The sequence below is a fragment of the Bradyrhizobium sp. CCBAU 21365 genome, from assembly GCF_015291305.1.
In the GTDB taxonomy this organism is placed as follows: Bacteria; Pseudomonadota; Alphaproteobacteria; order Rhizobiales; family Xanthobacteraceae; genus Bradyrhizobium; species Bradyrhizobium elkanii.
The window spans coordinates 634028-651256 of record NZ_CP030036.1 but is presented as its reverse complement, the minus strand read 5'-3'; the positions used below and the strand labels follow the sequence as shown (position 1 = coordinate 651256).

18 protein-coding genes are annotated in these 17229 nt (G+C 62.3%); 11 read left to right on the top strand and 7 right to left on the bottom strand.

Annotated features, from left to right (window positions below; translation table 11 throughout):
* The first annotated feature begins 159 nt into the window (after window positions 1-159).
* Both XI02_RS02955 and XI02_RS02950 read left to right on the top strand, forming a co-directional pair.
* Window positions 160-624, top strand: a complete 465-nt coding sequence (locus XI02_RS02955) for an Lrp/AsnC family transcriptional regulator (protein ID WP_016842299.1) — start codon at window positions 160-162, stop codon at window positions 622-624.
* Window positions 625-810: 186 nt separating this feature from the next.
* Window positions 811-1980, top strand: a complete 1170-nt coding sequence (locus XI02_RS02950; RefSeq protein WP_244980853.1) for an Ig-like domain-containing protein — start codon at window positions 811-813, stop codon at window positions 1978-1980.
* Between the two features lie 20 nt (window positions 1981-2000).
* Here XI02_RS02950 and XI02_RS02945 read toward each other — a convergent pair whose 3' ends face one another.
* Window positions 2001-2381: a cytochrome c family protein gene (locus XI02_RS02945; protein WP_100213783.1), complete on the bottom strand. Its 381-nt coding sequence runs from the start codon at window positions 2379-2381 to the stop codon at window positions 2001-2003.
* A gap of 150 nt (window positions 2382-2531) precedes the next feature.
* On the opposite strand from XI02_RS02945, the gene XI02_RS02940 reads away from it, so the two are divergent.
* Window positions 2532-3335, top strand: a complete 804-nt coding sequence (locus XI02_RS02940; protein ID WP_069278712.1) for an NAD-dependent protein deacetylase — start codon at window positions 2532-2534, stop codon at window positions 3333-3335.
* A 24-nt stretch (window positions 3336-3359) separates the two neighbouring features.
* Here XI02_RS02940 and XI02_RS02935 read toward each other — a convergent pair whose 3' ends face one another.
* The 4 genes from XI02_RS02935 to minC are packed head-to-tail and all read right to left on the bottom strand — an operon-like array spanning window position 3360 to window position 5484.
* Window positions 3360-3656 (bottom strand): hypothetical protein, encoded by a 297-nt coding sequence (locus XI02_RS02935; RefSeq protein WP_016842303.1) that lies wholly within the window; start codon window positions 3654-3656, stop codon window positions 3360-3362.
* Complete coding sequence (minE, locus tag XI02_RS02930; protein WP_069278724.1) at window positions 3653-3931, bottom strand: cell division topological specificity factor MinE; 279 nt, start codon at window positions 3929-3931, stop codon at window positions 3653-3655. Before minE ends, XI02_RS02935 begins: the two co-directional genes overlap by 4 nt.
* A complete protein-coding gene (minD, locus tag XI02_RS02925; RefSeq protein ID WP_016842305.1) occupies window positions 3931-4746 on the bottom strand; it encodes a septum site-determining protein MinD in 816 nt (271 codons plus the stop codon). Before minD ends, minE begins: the two co-directional genes overlap by 1 nt.
* A 21-nt stretch (window positions 4747-4767) precedes the next feature.
* A complete protein-coding gene (gene minC, locus XI02_RS02920) occupies window positions 4768-5484 on the bottom strand; it encodes a septum site-determining protein MinC (RefSeq protein ID WP_172646019.1) in 717 nt (238 codons plus the stop codon).
* A gap of 692 nt (window positions 5485-6176) precedes the next feature.
* Between minC and XI02_RS02915 the strand changes: the two genes are divergently transcribed.
* Complete coding sequence (locus XI02_RS02915; RefSeq protein WP_172646020.1) at window positions 6177-6587, top strand: hypothetical protein; 411 nt, start codon at window positions 6177-6179, stop codon at window positions 6585-6587.
* Between the two features lie 207 nt (window positions 6588-6794).
* On the opposite strand, the gene XI02_RS02910 is transcribed toward XI02_RS02915, so the two are convergent.
* The gene (locus XI02_RS02910; RefSeq protein ID WP_172646021.1) at window positions 6795-7055 is read right to left on the bottom strand and encodes a hypothetical protein; all 261 of its coding nucleotides are present in this window, start codon (window positions 7053-7055) and stop codon (window positions 6795-6797) included.
* A 456-nt stretch (window positions 7056-7511) separates the two neighbouring features.
* Between XI02_RS02910 and XI02_RS02905 the strand changes: the two genes are divergently transcribed.
* Together XI02_RS02905 and XI02_RS02900 are read left to right on the top strand one after the other, a co-directional pair.
* On the top strand, window positions 7512-7748 hold the full coding sequence (locus XI02_RS02905) for a hypothetical protein (RefSeq protein ID WP_016847160.1): 237 nt from the start codon (window positions 7512-7514) through the stop codon (window positions 7746-7748).
* Window positions 7749-8071: 323 nt separating this feature from the next.
* A complete protein-coding gene (locus XI02_RS02900; RefSeq protein ID WP_018269450.1) occupies window positions 8072-8488 on the top strand; it encodes a VanZ family protein in 417 nt (138 codons plus the stop codon).
* Between the two features lie 53 nt (window positions 8489-8541).
* On the opposite strand, the gene XI02_RS02895 is transcribed toward XI02_RS02900, so the two are convergent.
* On the bottom strand, window positions 8542-9198 hold the full coding sequence (locus tag XI02_RS02895; RefSeq protein WP_240536745.1) for a response regulator transcription factor: 657 nt from the start codon (window positions 9196-9198) through the stop codon (window positions 8542-8544).
* Between the two features lie 463 nt (window positions 9199-9661).
* Between XI02_RS02895 and XI02_RS44980 the strand changes: the two genes are divergently transcribed.
* The 5 genes from XI02_RS44980 (at window position 9662) to XI02_RS02870 (ending at window position 17192) form a co-directional block, all read left to right on the top strand.
* Window positions 9662-10582: a response regulator transcription factor gene (locus XI02_RS44980; protein WP_018269449.1), complete on the top strand. Its 921-nt coding sequence runs from the start codon at window positions 9662-9664 to the stop codon at window positions 10580-10582.
* Window positions 10583-10679: 97 nt separating this feature from the next.
* The gene (gene galE / locus XI02_RS02885) at window positions 10680-11690 is read left to right on the top strand and encodes a UDP-glucose 4-epimerase GalE (RefSeq protein WP_172646022.1); all 1011 of its coding nucleotides are present in this window, start codon (window positions 10680-10682) and stop codon (window positions 11688-11690) included.
* 243 nt (window positions 11691-11933) lie between these two features.
* On the top strand, window positions 11934-14549 hold the full coding sequence (locus XI02_RS02880) for an AMP-binding protein (RefSeq protein WP_244980854.1): 2616 nt from the start codon (window positions 11934-11936) through the stop codon (window positions 14547-14549).
* Window positions 14550-14927: 378 nt separating this feature from the next.
* Window positions 14928-16106 carry a GNAT family N-acetyltransferase gene (locus XI02_RS02875; RefSeq protein ID WP_244980855.1) on the top strand — a complete coding sequence of 393 codons (1179 nt, stop codon included), beginning with the start codon at window positions 14928-14930 and terminating at the stop codon, window positions 16104-16106.
* 315 nt (window positions 16107-16421) lie between these two features.
* Window positions 16422-17192 carry a 4'-phosphopantetheinyl transferase superfamily protein gene (locus XI02_RS02870; RefSeq protein ID WP_244980856.1) on the top strand — a complete coding sequence of 257 codons (771 nt, stop codon included), beginning with the start codon at window positions 16422-16424 and terminating at the stop codon, window positions 17190-17192.
* Window positions 17193-17229 lie beyond the last annotated feature (37 nt).

Here is a 17229-nt window from a genome sequence, read left to right as displayed (position 1 = left end):
TGGCATCCTCTTTGGTGGTCTGGAACGGCGGCCACAGCTATCACCCCTGGCGCGAAAGGTGCTCTCTAACTCAGCTCGCGGATTTCTTAAAGATTGCTGGATTTGGCCCAGATGATATGTTTTCTTCCACGAAATTCACCAATGGTGAGAGATTCTTCCATGGCCGCGCGACTCGACCGCATCGACCTCAAGATGTTGAGATTGCTGCAGAAGAACGGCCGGCTCAGCAATGCCGAGCTGGCCGAACAGGTCGGCGTCAGCCCCGCCACCTGCCATCGCCGGACGCAGGCGCTGTTCGACGAGGGGTATCTCAGCGGCGTCCGCGCCATGGTGGCGCCGCGCAAGCTCGGCAAGGGCACGCTGGTCATGGTCGGCGTCGTGCTCGATCGCTCCACGCCGGAAAGCTTTGCGAGCTTCGAGCAGGCGGTGGCGAAGCTCAAATGCGTGCTCGACTGCCACCTCGTCGCCGGCGATTTCGACTACTTCCTCAAGATCCGCGCCGGCGACGTCGATGACTTCAAGCGCATCCATGGCGATCAGCTGATCGCGCTGCCCGGCGTACGGCAGACCCGCACCTTCTTCGTCATGAAGGAGGTGGTGGACAATGCAGCGCTGGAGTTTTGAAGCTGACGTGATCCCGGCACGGGCCCAGCGCCGTGAGCCACGAGGTCGGCCGGCCTGCCCGAGAGAAGTAATCCCTTCATCCGACTTGATGGCCGGCGCAAACCGGCGCAGTCTGTTGCGGAATCCCCGCGGGGTGCGGGATCGCGCGCGCGGACGCGCGGGGGCATTGATCCGCGGATGACAATCATGAACGCCACGGCGATTCGACTGGTCATTCCGTTGCTGGCACTTGCCGCCGGCGGCACGGCGGCGCTCGTCTTCGGCATCCGCCAAACCCAGCAAATCCTGGGCGGGAACACGCCTTTGACGGCGACGGCACCATCCGCGCCAAGCGCTCCCGCGCGAAACCAAGACGCGCGAAACCAGGACAAGACTGCGCTGGCAAAGGCGCAAACCGAGACCGCCGCCCTGGCTGACGTGCTGGCAGGGCCGGCGCCAGCACCAGGCGGCGACGCGGTGCCGGAATTCGACGTCGTCAACATCGAGCCGACCGGCGAGACCGTTGTCGCCGGCCGGGCGCTACCGGGCACCACGGTGGAACTGCTGCGCAATGGCGAGGTGCACGATCGCGCCGTGGCGGACAAGTCCGGCCAGTTCGTCATGGTCCCGCGCCCGCTCCCGCCGGGAAACTATGACCTGACCCTGCGCATGACGCGCGACGGCAAGCAGGTGACCTCCAAGCAAAGCGTGGCGGTGGCGCTCGAGGCTGCGACAAGGGAGCGGCCGATGGTGGCGCTGATGGCACCGGACAAGCCGGTCCGCGTGCTGTCGCAACCTGCCGCCACTGCGGCGGCCGGAAAAGTAGCCATCGAGGCCGTCGAGACCGAACCGGACGGCAAGCTCCATGTGAGCGGTCAGGCAGCTCCCGGCGCGACCGTCAGGCTCTATCTCAACGGCAGCTTGATCACGTCTGCCACAGCCGACGAGGCGGGGCACCTCTCGGTCACGATCAACAAGGGCGTGACCGCCGGCAACTATCAGGTGCGGCTTGACGACGTCGACCCCACCTCCGGCAAGGTTCGCGCGCGTGCCGAGGTGCCGTTCAACGTTCCGGACACGATGACGACCGCATCGATCCCGGTATCGCCAACCTCCTCCGGCCGTGCGGATGTGGCCAAACCGCAGCTCGCGGCAGCGGCAACCGCCACCGCATCTGATGTGAAGTCCCCCTCCGCTGTGATCGTGCCGAAGATCACGACCACCACCGTCGTCCGCGGCGACAGCCTGTGGCGGATCAGCCAGCGCGCATTCGGCGCCGGACAGCGCTACGCCGTGATCTATCGGGCCAACTCGCAGCAGATCCGCAATCCCAATTTGATCTATCCCGGCCAGGTCTTCGTCGTGCCGGCAAGGTGAGACCGGCCTTCCGCCAACGGTCACTTGCCGGGGGATTTCAGGAACGCCACGATCCTGGCGCGATCCTCCGCCGAGCGCACGCCGGTATACGGCTTCATGCCGTTACCCGACACCACGGCCTCGGGATCCTCGATGAAGCGCAGCAGCGCGCTCTCATCCCAGACGATGTCGGATGATTTCATCGCCTCCGAATAAGGAAAGTTCGCAACCGATCCGGCCTTGCGGCCGACGACATTGTGCAGGTTCGGGCCGACGCGGTTGTCGCCGTCCTTGACCGTGTGGCAGGTGCGGCAGGAATTGTTGAACGCCTGCTCGCCGGACGCGCCCGCATCCTGACCATGGGACGGCGACGACGCCAGCGACATCAGCCCGCAAACGACGACGATGAATCCCGGCCGCATCGATCACTCCGTCGGCAACTGCGCCCGGCAGGCGCGCGCAACACCACGTCTCGTGGTGCCATGTCGTCAACGCAGAGGCCGCGTGAAAGGTCCGCTCGTGGCAGGCCCCACATCTGGCGCAGACGTGCGCGCCGCACTAGATGTGCTGCCATGCAACACCCCGCCCTGCGTGATTTCATCGATCAGCACCAGCGCCTGTTTGTCCTGACCGGGGCCGGCTGCAGCACCAATTCCGGCATTCCCGATTACCGCGACAGCGACGGCAACTGGAAGCGGACGCGCCCGGTCACCATCCAGGCCTTCTTGGGCGAGGCGGCGACACGGCAGCGCTATTGGGCGCGCAGCATGGTGGGCTGGCGGCGGTTCGGCCGTGCCGCTCCGAACGGCGCGCATCGCGCACTCGCCAAGCTCGAACAGCAGGAGCGCTGCGAGCTGCTGCTGACCCAGAATGTCGACCGCCTGCACCAGGCCGCCGGCAGCCAGCGCGTGATCGACCTGCACGGCCGGCTCGACGTGGTGCGCTGCCTCGGCTGCGGCGCGACGATGCCGCGCGAACGATTTCAGGACGAGCTCGCGCGACTGAACCCAGCCTGGCTCACGCTCGATGCCGCCGACGCACCGGACGGCGACGCCGATCTCGAGCAGGATTTTTCGTCGTTCGTGGTGCCGGCCTGCGAGGCCTGCGACGGCGTGCTGAAGCCCGATGTGGTGTTCTTCGGCGAGAACGTGCCGCGCGACACGGTCGCGTCGGCGCAGGCGCATCTCGAGCAGGCCGACGCCGTGCTGGTGGTCGGCTCCTCGCTGATGGTCTATTCCGGCTTTCGCTTCGTCCGGATGGCAGAGCAGCGCGGCCTGCCGATCGCCGCCGTCAATCTCGGCCGCACCCGCGCCGACGAGCTGCTCACCCTCAAGATCGAGGATAGTTGCGAGACGGCGCTGTCCTTTTTGCTGTAGGTCAGCGCCTGCTCGCCTATGCCCTCATGCGCGGTGGCGCGGCGCCTTGGCCATCGGCATATTGGCGTTCCAGTGCGTCCAGCTGACGCTGGCAAGGCTGCCGAGGTCCGTCGCCAGCGGACGACGGGTGCGGCGCTCGTACTCGGCGATGCAGCGGCCCGACTCGCCGATCTTGCGCTGCAACTCGTCGATCGTCATCTGCGTCGCGCGCCCGCAATTGGCCTTGCCGAGCTGATCGGCCTCGATCGCCTTCAACGCCGCCCGCAGCTTCTTGAGTTGCGCGCGCTGCCAGGCAATGTGACTATCGCTGTCTGCCGTCATGTGGCCGCCACCATCTTCGATCGTTGCACGCCATTGGGAACCTCGATGTCGACCTCGAGCATCGAGACAAACTTGCCGCGGTCCATCCGGACCACGACCTTGTCGGGGTCGACGTCGATATGCTTGGAAACCACGCTCAGGATTTCCGAGCGAAGTGTCTCCAGGAGATCGGGCGCGCCAGTCCGGCCACGCTCATGCGAAAGCAGGATCTGCAACCGCTCCCGCGCGACGGGCGCCGATGCGGCGCGGCCGCCGAACAGCCGCAATACGTTCATCATGCCGCCCTCCGTCGCAGTAGCCGATCCATCAGCCCCTTGCGTTGAACCGGCACGGTCATCTCCACCGCCTCGCCCATCAGGCGGCGTACCGCGTCGGTATAGGCCCGCGCCGGCGCGCTGCTTGCTGCGTTCAGCGTGACCGGACAGCCGACATTGGAGGCGCGCAGCACGTCCTGGCTTTCCGGGACGATGCCGAGCAAGGGGGTCGCAAGGATTTCCAGGATATCGTCGATCGAGAGCATCTCGCCGCGCGCCGCGCGGCCGGCATCATAGCGGGTGACCAGAAGATGCTTCTCGACTCGCTCGCCGCGCTCGGCGCGGACCGTCTTGGAATCGAGCATGCCGATGATGCGATCGGAGTCGCGCACCGACGACACTTCCGGATTGGTGACGATGACGGCTTCGTCGGCGTAGCGCATCGCGAGCGTCGCGCCGCGCTCGATGCCGGCCGGGCTGTCGCACAGGATCCAGTCGAACTTGGTCTTGAGGTCGGCGATCACGCGCTTGACGCCCTCTTCGCTCAGCGCGTCCTTGTCGCGGGTCTGCGACGCCGGCAGCAGCCAGAGATTCTCCAGCCGCTTGTCGCGGATCAGCGCCTGCGGCAGCTTGGCGACGCCCTGCACCACGTTGATGAGGTCGAACACCACCCGACGCTCCGCGCCCATCACCAGATCGAGGTTGCGCAGGCCGACGTCGAAATCGATGACGACGACGTTCTGACCCATTTGCGCGAGCGCCGCGCCGAGCGCGGCGGTTGAGGTCGTTTTGCCGACCCCGCCCTTCCCAGACGTCACGACCAATACCTTGGCCATTCTCTCTCTCCTTGTGGTCGGTCAGTTCAATGGTGTGATGCGCAGCATTTCGCCCTCGAGCCACGCCTGGGCGGGCCGGTTGCGCAAACTGTCGGCGATTTCTTCCGCGGTCTGGTAGTAGCCGTCGATGGCGAGCAACTCGGCTTCGATCCTCTGGCAGAAGATGCGGGCCGCCGAATTGCCGTTGATGCCGGCCATCGCGCGGCCGCGCAGCGTGCCGTAGACATGGATCGAGCCGCCGGCGACGATCTCGGCGCCGGAGCCGACCGAGCCGAGCACGGTGACGTCGCCCTCGGCGAACACGATCGACTGGCCGGAACGGACCGGGCTCTCCAGCAGCAGCGACGCCAGCTTGGTCTTGTCCTTGTCCTTGGTTTTTTCCTGCACCTGCGGCTTCTGCGGCTCGACATGGGTGATCGCGCAGGCCCGGCCGCCGGTCAGTAGCGGCGGCATGTTGGCGCCGAGCTTCGATTCGTCGACGCCCTCGATGCCGAGAATGCGGATATTGCGCTCAGCGAGGCTACCGATCAGATGCGCGATCGCCGTCTGGCTGAGGTCGACCGCCGAAAGGTCGAGCACGATGGGCTTGCCGGTGAAGAAGCCCGGCGACTTCGCCAGCGTCGCGTCGATCTCGGCCAGCCAGGACACCACGGGCACGACCGGCGAGAAAACGAACGCAACGTAGGAACGGCCGCGCATGCGGACCTGCTGACGTGCGACCTGTTGAGTTGCGTCCATCGCCCCTGACTCGGTTGTCTTGTCGAATGGTTAACAATCGGACCGCATGGTTAATCAAAGGTTAACGCGGTCAGGGTTTTCACCGATTTGGACAGCGCTCGCCCGGGGGCCTCAAAACGCGCTTTGGCGTTTGAAAAGCTGTGGAATTGGAGGAGATGCGGCCGCGTTTTTGAGCTGGATCAATTTTCTTCGCGCCGATGGGATTATTTCACGAGCGTTTGCAGGCGACGTCATGACCCATTCCAGCTGGATTGAGATCCTGCGGTGCCCGAAATGCCGACGCACGGGCCACGCTGAGCTTTCGGAGGTCGCCCCGCTTCGCAACCGAATTGTTCGGGTCTCGGAGGAATTCGAAGTTCGCACAGACGAGCGCGGCGACGATTTCCAGTGCCGAGCTTGCAAGCTGCCAGCCCTGCCATGACAGAGGATGCCTTGGCTCGCAGCTGCCAATCACCCAATCACGAGGTCGACGCCGCAATCAAACTGCACCTGCGGGAGTTTGCGCCAGCGGCGTGAGGCGTGTCATCCGCCGCCAGGCACCACGTGGCGGCGGCGTTCCTCGTTGCACCGTCACGCGTATGGCAGGCCGCGAGCGCCGCTCCAATAATTATTGGCGGTGTAAGGTGCTTCACATGCAACTCGCAAGCGATGAGGTTGAATTGTGCGGACGACTTGTGCAGGAGGAGAACTCTATGTCCACGTATGTGACAGGCTTCACAAGAGACGCCAAATCCCAGAACGTTGTCGAGTTCGCGTCTGACCTGGCCCCGGACACCTGGATATCGATACCGCGGGGCCTGATCGAGAATATCAAGGAATTGCCCGGCAAGGCGGCACAAGGCGCTCACATCAGGGTGGGCATCAAGCTCGCGGAGCCGACCTCGCCTGAGGGAAAAGTCTTTGCAGCACTGACCGACGGGCTCAACACCGCGATCGTCTCGCTTTCGCGGAAGGTCGCCCCCGCCCTGGACAGCACCGGCAAGGCAACGCACGCGAGCGACTCATGCATCCGTTGTCTCGAGGCCTGCAAGCTGATCGTCCTTCCTCCGGACGACCCATTTGCTCAGATTGCTTGCATGTTGGGGTGCGCGGATTGCCCATGAGCTCCTGAAAGGGAGGCTGGGCTACCCGATCGGCATCTGCGCGGGTTCAACCAATCGACATGGCGCTTGCCGCCCGCCGCAAGGCACCACTTGGCGGCGGCGAGCGGCACGAGCTTGCGTCGGACGCAACGGGCATCGATGTATTTGCTCTACGCCCGAGGAAGACCCGCGACTTCGTCGCGGGCCTCCCGGGAAGGACTATGCCGATCAGTGGACCGAACGGTCGGTGCGGGCAGCGGCCCGCGCGGTCGTCATCTTGTTGCGGGGCGTCAAGACGCTGAGCTGATGCGGCGTCGCCGACGTGGTCGCAACGGGGGCCTGCTCGTGGGCGTTGGCGGCGCCAATCACGCCGGCCTGCACGGCCGAGATCGGCAGGCCCGCAGCCTCGTAGGTCGGAAGCTCCGCGGCGGACGCGGCGGTTGCGATCGCGAGAGCGGCGGCAAGGGTGGAGAGGGAAATCTTGATCACGGAAGGCTCCTCAAATGGCACGTGAGAAGCAGAGTTAGTCAGCTATTATTGCAATGCAATATCAATATTACCGCACTGCACAAATAATTGATCGCCGGCGCGCCAGGCGGGCACCAGCGGCCGTCGTGAGCCGCTGCTCGATAGCTCCAGGTGTCAGGGATTGCCGCACGCTTCCTTGACCGTCCGAGAGAGAGCTCGGCGCGTCCGGGCTTGTCCCGGGCATGACGGCGCGGAAGAATCGTTCATTCCAAATGCGATTGCCCTGCGATCGACCCGATGCGTCGCTCGACCTTCCGAACCGATGATGATGCAGGTCCACGTCGGGGTACTCAACAATGATGATCCGCCCTCCTAGAATAGCGGCTTGCTGTCCGCCTCACCGTGGTGCGATGACACCATCCTGACGCGTAGAGCTCGGCGCAGTCGTCGGAATGTTCGCCTCATCCGGAGACACCAATGCCGCGGTATTTTTTTCATATCCACGGCGGCCATTCAGTGCTCGATGATGTCGGCCTGGATCTTCCCGACATTCTCGCCGCACGGACGACGGCGATTGAACTGAGCGGCGAGATACTCAAGCACGACGTGACGGAGCCATTCTTGCGTCATCTTCGCTGGCACGTCGAAATCAGCGACAGCCCCGAACCGGGCGGCCAGTCGCTGTTCGTCCTTCAGTTTTCCATTGCGGTATGAAGGTCCCGCATGACAGCAAGACACATCTGGTACGTCTCCTTCGTTGATCAACGCGATGCGCCGCCCGACAGGCACGCACGAAGGACTGCGACATTCGTATCCGAACAGGATGCGAAGCAGTTCACGAGGAAACTGGCGGAGGACCGGCGCATCGAGAGACTTTCGGCTGGAACGATCAACCCGTACCGGCCAAAACGGGTCATCGGATCCAGGGACATCGACCAGTGGCTTGGCAAGACTTAGCCCACCATGGTGATCCGCAGACCCCATCGTGAAACGACGATCCATCTTTTAAAACGGCCGCGCCTGGAGAGTAGTTGCGAATGCGAATGATGAAACCAAGCTGCTCCGTTCTTGCCGACCCACAGGGGATGACGCAAACCGTATTCCGATGTTTGGCCTGGGGTTTAGTCCTGGGCCTCTTCATCGTCACCGATACACCGCTGGCATTGCGTCCGCACACGTTGGTATCGGCGAACATCGATCGTTTCGCAGCTCTGTTCGTTATCGGGGTCGCCTTTTCGCTCGCCTATCCGAAGCACGTGCTGCCGATACTGCTCCTCCTGCTAGCCATCGTCGTCGGCTTCGAGCTCATCCAAAGACTGCTCCCCGACAGACATGGATACGTGAAGGACATGCTCGTCAAAGGTGCCGGCTGCTGTGCAGGCGTTTTCATCGCAACTGCCTTGAGACGCTCGTTTTCGGCAATCTCCAGGCGTACAGGCAGCCCGTTGATCTAGCCAAAACGTTCATCTCGCGCGAAGCTCGATGAAAAAATGCCGGTCCGTCGCCGCTATTCGGCGGATGGAGAGCCGGCCGGCCCGGAATATGAGACGGCAAGCGTAGCAAGGACGGTCCTGTTGCTGATCTCGAGCTTGCGGAAGATGTGGTGCAGATGAACCTTGATGGTACCGTCGGCCACCTTCAGACGGCGGCCAATCTCCTTGTTCGACAAGCCCTCCGACACCAAACGCATGATCTGACGCTCGCGGTCCGTCAGCACCGCAAGATATTTCTCCGGGATCGTCGTTTGCGCATAAGGGATGGCTTCTTCGTACGAGGGCGAAGGCAACGTCTTCTGGCCGTCGGCGACTTGCCGCAACGTCTGCAAGAGCGTCTCAGGCTCCTCCTCGCTCAGAAGAACACCGCAAGCTCCCGCTGCTGCGAGCATGGCGAGATCGCGATCCTCAACCGAGGCGGCAAGAAACACGAGTCGCACACCAAGCGCCCCGGAATTTGCGACCTCGAGCATGGCCTGCCCAAAAATGTCGGGCATCGACATGTCCAAAATGGCGATGTCGGGCGCAAGGGTCTGCATTGCCTTGAAGCAGCTCGCAATATCATTGCAGCGCGCAACAACTTTGAAATCACGCTCTGCTTCGAGCAGGCAGTTCAGACCCAATAAAACGACTGGATATCTACTGGCAATTACAACACGACTGAAATGCATTTCCGATCAACCCTCAGTCCCCCTCCAGTTCAGATCGGCGCCCACGTCATCAATAAGCTACTCTAATATGAGACATTCCAGTAAGGTTTTGTTGTCGCTTGGTCCCGTGAATTTACTGCCTGGAGCGCCGCAACGAACATGGTTTCACAACGTGTAATCGCGGCAGCAACCGGACGCACCCCAAGCGAGCGTCCGGTTGCAAGGACCGAGAGATCGCCCTCGCCAAGTTGGCGGCCCCCAAATGCCTATAACCAACGGTATATAGGGATATTGGGGATTAGCATCTAACATTCGTAAATATTTTCTGAGTGGGTTAAGCGCTTTTCGTCCCAGGTTTGTTCAGGCGACCAAATCTGAGGAAGCTTGTTTTTACGTCGTTCTTTTTAGCTGGGCGGGCCACCAAAAATGAACCGGGTTCAACCCTTCAACCGCTTGTATCATTGTAGCGTCCGGGAGAGTTTCCATGAGACGGCGATATCCTTTTGCCATTGCGCTGGTTGGTGAAAATAGTCTTCGCAAAGAAGGCCTTGCAAGAATTCTAAATTCGGAGAATTTTGTCCTAGCCTCAATAGACGATGCCGACGATTGGCCGAGCGACGAGGCGCTTCAGAACGTCCCCGCCAGTCAGGCATTGTTCCTCATTGTTCATAGCGGCGATGATTTTCGCTCGACAGTCGGGCAGATCGACTCGTTCAAGCGCCGCTGCGCGGATGCACGTGTCGCGGTTGTCGCGGATCACTTTCATCTGAGTGATCTGGTTGCCGCATTCCGGGCCGGCGCCACCGGGTATTTCATCGACGTGATGAACTGCGACGCGTTCATCAAGTCCATCGAACTCGTCATGATGGGCGGGACGGTATTCCCGCCGGCATTCTTGACGTCCGCTCTCGATAGCGAGAAACGCGACGTGGACGATGCCCCTGTACCCAACGACGACGATCGCGCCGTCGCGACGGCAGATGACACGTTGGCTCAGCAACTTTCGCCGCGGGAAGTTTCAATCGTTCAGTGCTTGATTGAGGGCGATTCCAACAAGTGCATTGCGCGCAAGATCAAGATTGCCGAAGCCACGGTGAAGGTTCACATCAAGGCGATCCTTCGCAAGATCCGGGTTCAAAACAGAACGCAGGCAGCAATCTGGGGATTGAACCATCGATCTGCGGCCTGGTCGAGAAACAGCAGTTCGGCACATCAGGTCGTTGACGTAACCGAGCGGCTTCTCCCGCCTGGCCGGGAAATTTCCAAGATCGCGAGAGCGGGCCGGCCGGTGCCACTTGGCGCGATCGACCATGCGGAGAACTACTTTGAAGCCTCCCTCGCCAACGGCCATACCCGCAAGGACATGAGCTCAAAAGTCGACGGGGCGATCCGACTGCGAAAATAGCCGAGACTCGTCCGGTCTGGCGCATCGGCATCACCGCGCGGGATGATTTCCCGCGCGCGGCGAGCATTGACCACGCAGACGCGAAACGGAAGCGGAAATGATCTTGTTGACCGGCGGTGCCGGCTATATCGGATCCCATATCGCTGTCGCGCTACTCGACGCCGGGCTCGATGTCGTCGCGGTCGACAATCTTTCCAACAGCAACAGCACCTCCCTCGAACGGATACGGGCCATCTGCGGACGATCGGTCATTTTCCGGCATGCCGATATCCGCAATGAAGAGGCGATCTACCAGATCCTGCGCGCCCATGACGTGACCGCGGTCATTCATCTCGCCGGCCTCAAGGCGGTGGGCGAGTCCAGCGCTCAACCCATGACCTATTACGACAACAACGTCGTGGGAACGATGCGGCTCGTGTCGGCCATGACGCGAGCAGCCGTCAAGACGCTGGTCTTTAGTTCATCCGCAACCGTTTACGGGACACCCGCGCACCTGCCGCTGGACGAGAAGCATCCTGTCGCACCGATCAATCCGTACGGCCGCACAAAATACTTCATCGAAGAAATCCTGAAGGATCTTCATGGGTCCGACAAGGATTGGCGGATTGCCATCTTGCGCTACTTCAATCCGGTTGGCGCCCACGAAAGCGGACTGATCGGAGAAGACCCTCTGGATGTGCCGAACAATCTGCTGCCGATTGTCGCACAAGTGGCGATCGGACGGCGTCCGAAGGTGCATGTTTGGGGAAACGACTATGATACTCCGGACGGCACCGGGATCCGCGACTACATTCACGTTGTCGATCTTGCATCCGGACATCTGAGCGCCCTGAGCCAACTGAGGCAGCCCGGCCTTCTGACTGTCAATCTCGGAACAGGAAGCGGCAGTAGCGTCATGGACGTGATCCAGACATTCAAGGAAGTGAGTGGCCGGCCAGTTCCGTATGTGATCGACCAACGCAGGGTCGGTGACGTCGCAATCTGCTATGCCGATCCAACTCTCGCGAAGAACCTGTTGGGCTGGACATCAAAGCGATCCCTGACACAGATGTGTGCCGACCATTGGCATTTTCAGATGAAGAACCCGAATGGCTATCGCGGCGCGTAGGTGGCGAAAGCCGTCTGCGTCTTGCGCGAGCTAGACAACTGCTCTCATCGCCAAGCTCAAGTAGCGCCGCTGCCTGGTGACGTCACCACCCACCAATGCCCGCAATCGGCAGGATGGCAGCATGACGCACCGAATCTTGGCTAATCCCTAATTGCTGCCTTCACTTGCTGTACAGCAAGGCATCTTCGGGAGCGGCGCGCTATGGTTGTGCGAGCCGACTTACGTTGTTCAAGGTAGGACGGAATGCTTCTGGACAACGAAACGCCTGCCGCCACCACGTGTTCCGAGACCGTCTGCGCGCGCGACCGTGGGGAGTCGGAAGCCCGATTCACAATAGGCCAGGTCATCGGTCGAACTGCCAGTCGGTTTCCGAACCAGCCGGCGATCGTCTCGAGCGCTTTCGAGCCTCTGACATACAGCGGTCTTGAACGCCAGTTGAACGCATTCCGCCGGCGGCTGCGCTTGGCCGGTTTCGACTGCAATGCCCGGATCGGGGTCTTGATGCCGAACGGCCCGGAAGCGGCTCTCGCCATCGTGGCAGTCGCCTGCTGTACCACCGCGGTGCCCCTCGACCCACGCCTCTCCCAGCCTGAAATCGAGCAGCGTCTCGACATGCTGAACCTGAGCGCCCTCGTTGTGCTGCAGGGCAGTGCCCCTGAAGCTCGCCAGGCCGCAGCCCGCAGAACGCTTGCCATTATAGAAGCCGCCCCGGTCGGAAAGGGGCAGCTTGGGCTCGAGATCGCCGTGCAAGTTTCCGCCTCCCCTGCCATCGACGCCGAGCCGGAGCCGCACTCCCCCGCCTTCATCCTGCAGACGTCGGGCACGACCGCGCAGCCCAAGCTTATTCCGTTCAGTCATGACAATATGCTGGCGGCGGCCGAACGCCTTCAGGCCTGGTTCGGCCTCACGTCCCGGGACCGATGCCTGAGCGTGTCGCCCCCCTATTATTCTCATGGGCTGAAAGTGACGGTCTTCACGCCGTTGCTGACGGGAGGCAGCATTGCCATCCCGGCGAACAGTGCCATCGTCGCACTCGATGAGTGGTTCGATGTCCTGCGGCCGACCTGGTACTCGGCAGGCCCTACGCTTCACGCCACGGTGCTGGACAAGGCGCAGAGCCTCGAGAATGCACGGGCTGCGCATACCCTGCGGTTCGCGATGTCAGGCGGCGCGCCGCTGCCGAGGACCGTGCAGGACGGCCTGCAACACGCTCTGGGCGTGCCGGTGCTGGAGCATTACGGCTCCAGCGAGGCGGCGCAGATCGCCGCCAACCAGCTGCCGCCGGGTCCGAACAGGCAGGGCACCTGCGGGAGACCCTGGCCCGATACCGCGGTCGTCGTCGGTGAAGATGGACATCCCCTGGCAGCCGGCGAGCACGGAGAGATCTGGATTCGTGGACCGACCGTGACGTCGGGCTATCTCAATGCGCCGGAGCTCAACCAGGCCGCTTTCACGAAGGGTTGGTTTCGCACCGGCGATATCGGCAGCCTCGACGAAGACGGCTTCCTTTCGCTGCACGGCCGCCTGAGCGAATTGATCAATCGCGGCGGTGAGAAGATTTCTCCCGCCGAGATCGAAGCCGCGCTGTTGCGACATTCGGCGATCGCCGAAGCTGCGGCTTTCGCGATCTCACATCCGCGCCTGGGCGAGGACGTCGCAGTCGCCATCGTCCCTCATCGCGGCGCGCGGCCGACCGCTGCGGAGCTTCGCCTGTTCCTGCAACGCGAGCTGGCCTCGTTCAAGATTCCGAGACGCATTCTGACGCTCGACCATCTGCCCAAGGGGGTGACGGGAAAGGTACAGCGGCGACATCTGCGCGAGTTGGCCGACCGGCGACGGGGTCACCAGGCGCCGATGCCGGCGCCCGTCGCGAACGGGCCGTTGAATTTGGAAGCCGAGTTGCTGACCCTCTGGCGCAGGCTGCTGAAGAACGAGGTCGTGACTGTTGACGATGATTTTTTCGCCAGCGGCGGAGACTCGCTTCTCGCGATGGAGATGTTGATCGAGGTCGAGCGGCTCGTCGGCTATCCCGTGCCGGAAACCATCATGTTCGGGGCAGAAACCATCCGGCAATTTGCCGCAAGGGTTTCCGCACCAACGGACATTTGGGCGACGCCGTTCTTCCAGCCCCATGCGCCTGGCACGCGGTCTCCGCTGTACTTTTTCAACGGCGACCTTGTCAGCGGCCACGCGAGTGTGCGGCGGCTGGTAGAGCTTCTGGGGCCGGATTATCCGATCATCTCGATCAATCCCCACGGTCTTCATGGGGAGCCGATTCCGATCTCGATCGAGGCGATGGCCGCCGATCGCCTGCCGTTCATCCTGGCAAGGCAAGCGAGCGGTCCCTTTCTTCTGGGCGGCAAGTGCAATGGTGCCATGGTGGCGTTCGAAGTGGCCCGCCAACTGGTGGCAGCCGGCCACACGGTTGATTTGGTTACGATGGTGGACCCGCCGACTGTCAGTGCCCGTCCAATGCCACGGGCGATCCTGGGGCTGCTGAAGCCGCTGGTTTCGCCTTATCTCTTGCGTTGGACCTTCGAGCAAATGGTGAGACTGGAGCGATACCTGAAGCTCCCGGCGAACGGACAGACTGCGGTCGCCAAGGTCGAAATTCCCGCGCCGTTGTGGGACGCTCATTCAATCGCAATGGCGCGGTATTGTCCGGCACCGCTCGAGATCCCTGTGGCCTTTTACGCGGCCGACCACGATGGCCGAGCGTGGCGGCATCTCAGCTCTCAACTGGAATTGGTCCAGGTGCCTGGCGGACATCCCGGCTGCCTGTTGATCGGTGCGGAACTGCTCGTGGATCACTTGCGGCGGAGATTTGAAAAACTCGCCTCGGGAGCGAGCGCCACGTGAGAAACCGGACGTCAGCCATGGCGGGCCCTGAGCTTGCGGAGGATCAAGGCCGTCGGCCGCCGCAGGCTGGAGCGCGCTGCGCCAGCCTTGAGCCCGGTCGATCACAGCTCCACCTCGGCACAGTTGCTCCGCCGGCACAAGAGGCTAGCGTGGGTACTCAGGAAGCGTCCGCACCTCGATCGAATTCCGGATATAGTTCGCGTTATCGGCCTCCGCCGAGACAATGGTCGGAGACGCCCAACCACGACGTGTCCGTCAGAGGGATGCCTGTGTGTGACCAGCCACCCATCATCGGATCTTGCGCAAACGTTGCAGCTCGGTCCTCCGGTCTTCCCGCCGCGGCGCGCGTTCGGTCCTCTGGCGTTGGAACGGGAAAGCATGCCTGAGACGGTTACCGATGTCAGCCTGGATGCCCTGCAGAGCATTGCGTGGCTTGAAACCTCATGGAAGGAGCTCGAAGCGCGAGTGACTCACTCGTTCTTCTTGTCCTGGCTCTGGATCGGCACCTGGCTACGGCATATCCCGGATGGCGCGCGACCACACGTCCTCGTGGCCCGGTCATCAGGCAAGATCGTTGGCCTGGCGATTATTTGCCGGCGGAGAGCGTGGAGTCTCGGGCCGCATGCCCGGACGCGCTGGCTGCTCAATGAAACGGGAGATACTCGTTTCGACCGATTGTTCATCGAATACAACGGTATTCTTGCAGAGCAATCCGATGCCATCATGTCGGCAGGCCTCAATGCGTTGACGTCCCGCCTGCACCGCTCGGATCAGTTGGTGCTCTCCGGGATTGATCCGGACCTTGAGGCGACTGCCAGTCGCGCCGCCGGCCGGGCCGGGCTCGTGACCGAGGTGAAACAGGCTGATGCGGCATTGTGGGTTGATTTTGCCCCAGTCCGCCAGCGAGGGGGGGACTATCGCGCCACATTGGGCCGCAGTACGCGCCAGGCCGTGAGCCGTGCCATGCGGTTGTATGCCGAACGCGGCCCCCTTGAACTCCGGATCATGGAAACGACTGCGGAGGCCCTCGCCGCGTTCGATCTGCTGAGCGACTTTCATCGGTCGCGATGGGGACGCAGGGGAGCCTTCGCCAATCCCGGCTTCCGTCCGTTTCACGAGGAGCTCATTGCGCGCGGCGTCCCCACGGGGGCCGTTCGCATCTCGCGGACGATGGTTGGGAACGAGACAATCGGAGTCGTGTACAATTTCGTGCACGACGGCCGTGTCCTGAACTACCAGAGCGGCTTTCTCTATGAGAGCGACAGCCGGCTCAAGCCCGGGCTCGTCAGCCATGTGCTGGCGATTGAGGACAGCATTGCACGCGGGGAAAGCGGCTACGACTTCCTGGCCGGTGGCGGCGGGCACAAGTCCCATCTGGCCAATCGGGAGCAAGCCATGACGTGGATCGCTGTAGGCAAAGACAGTCCGGAGCGCCATATCGAGGCCAAGCTCCGCAGCGCCAAGCGGATGCTCCGAACCATTGCTACGAATGTTCCAAAAAAGACCGCGGCTCTGTATTCCGTACTCGGGGGGCTAGTTCCTGGTCGATCGGTTTGAGCTCTTTGGCGAGAACCGATGTCTGGGTTGGCGATGTGGCCATGTCGGTGCTGCGCCTTTTTGGCTGCCGGCCGGGGCAGGCGCTGACGCCTGGACTGCATCCATTGACCGTTTGGCGGTCCAATTCCCCTAGGAATATTCCCCCGCTTCCGCTGGATGGAAACTGGCAAAAAATGGGTAATTACGATGGTCCATTGAGCCATGGCGGTGCGCGATTAAAATTTCAAGCAGCAGTCCGCTCGAATGCCCATCGCAAGACCCGTTCGGAATCTACCGGCGGCAATCCGGATCGAGGCCAATAGAAAGCAAGTTGTGATGGCTTTTCGCATAGGTGCCTGTGAACAGAGCGCGTGGGAAAATAGTCGTTCCTTTGACGGGCCAGGCTATCGCAAGCTTGAACGCGGGGCTCGCGGAGCCGGCGCCACCCCTTTGAGCTTTTTGGACAAAGCAGTTGAGCTGAGGCCCGGGATCATCACGCCGGTCCTCGAGCATGATGGTTTGGAGGTCCTGGCATTCATGCTCCATGTGGAGCACGACGTCATCGGGGAGCTAAGCGTTTGCCTCAACGAAGCGGAACATCGGCGCGCCGAGGGATTGAGACTGGAGCGAGACCGCCGCCGCTTTGTCGTTAGCCGCGGGCAGCTGCGCCAGGTCCTCGCTTCCAGACTGGACATTGCGCCTTCGGAGATCGAGCTGGAATATGGACGGCTGGGCAAACCCCACCTCTCCCGCCGCATGCCCGTCCGCGACTTGCGCTTCAGCGTCTCACGATCCGGAGAAGTCGCGGTCATCGCCCTCTCGATCAGGCAAGAGGTCGGGGTGGACATCGAGGCAATTCTCCCGGTGCCCGAAGCGGACGAGATCGCAGCGTTCTGTCTTTCCACCTCCGAGTACGAGTCCTACGCCGCCCTCGATCCGGAAGACCGGCTGGAAGGCTTCCTCCAGCGCTGGACCCGGCTGGAGGCTGTCTCCAAGGCGCTGGGGTGCGGCCTGGGACAGCCCATGTCCTGGGATGAAAAGGATTGGGCTGTCAGAAGCTTCGTACCGCAACCTGGATATGTTGGGAGCGTGGTCGTCCGGAAATGAACTGTCATCCGGAGTCGAAGATACCGCGATGGCGCAC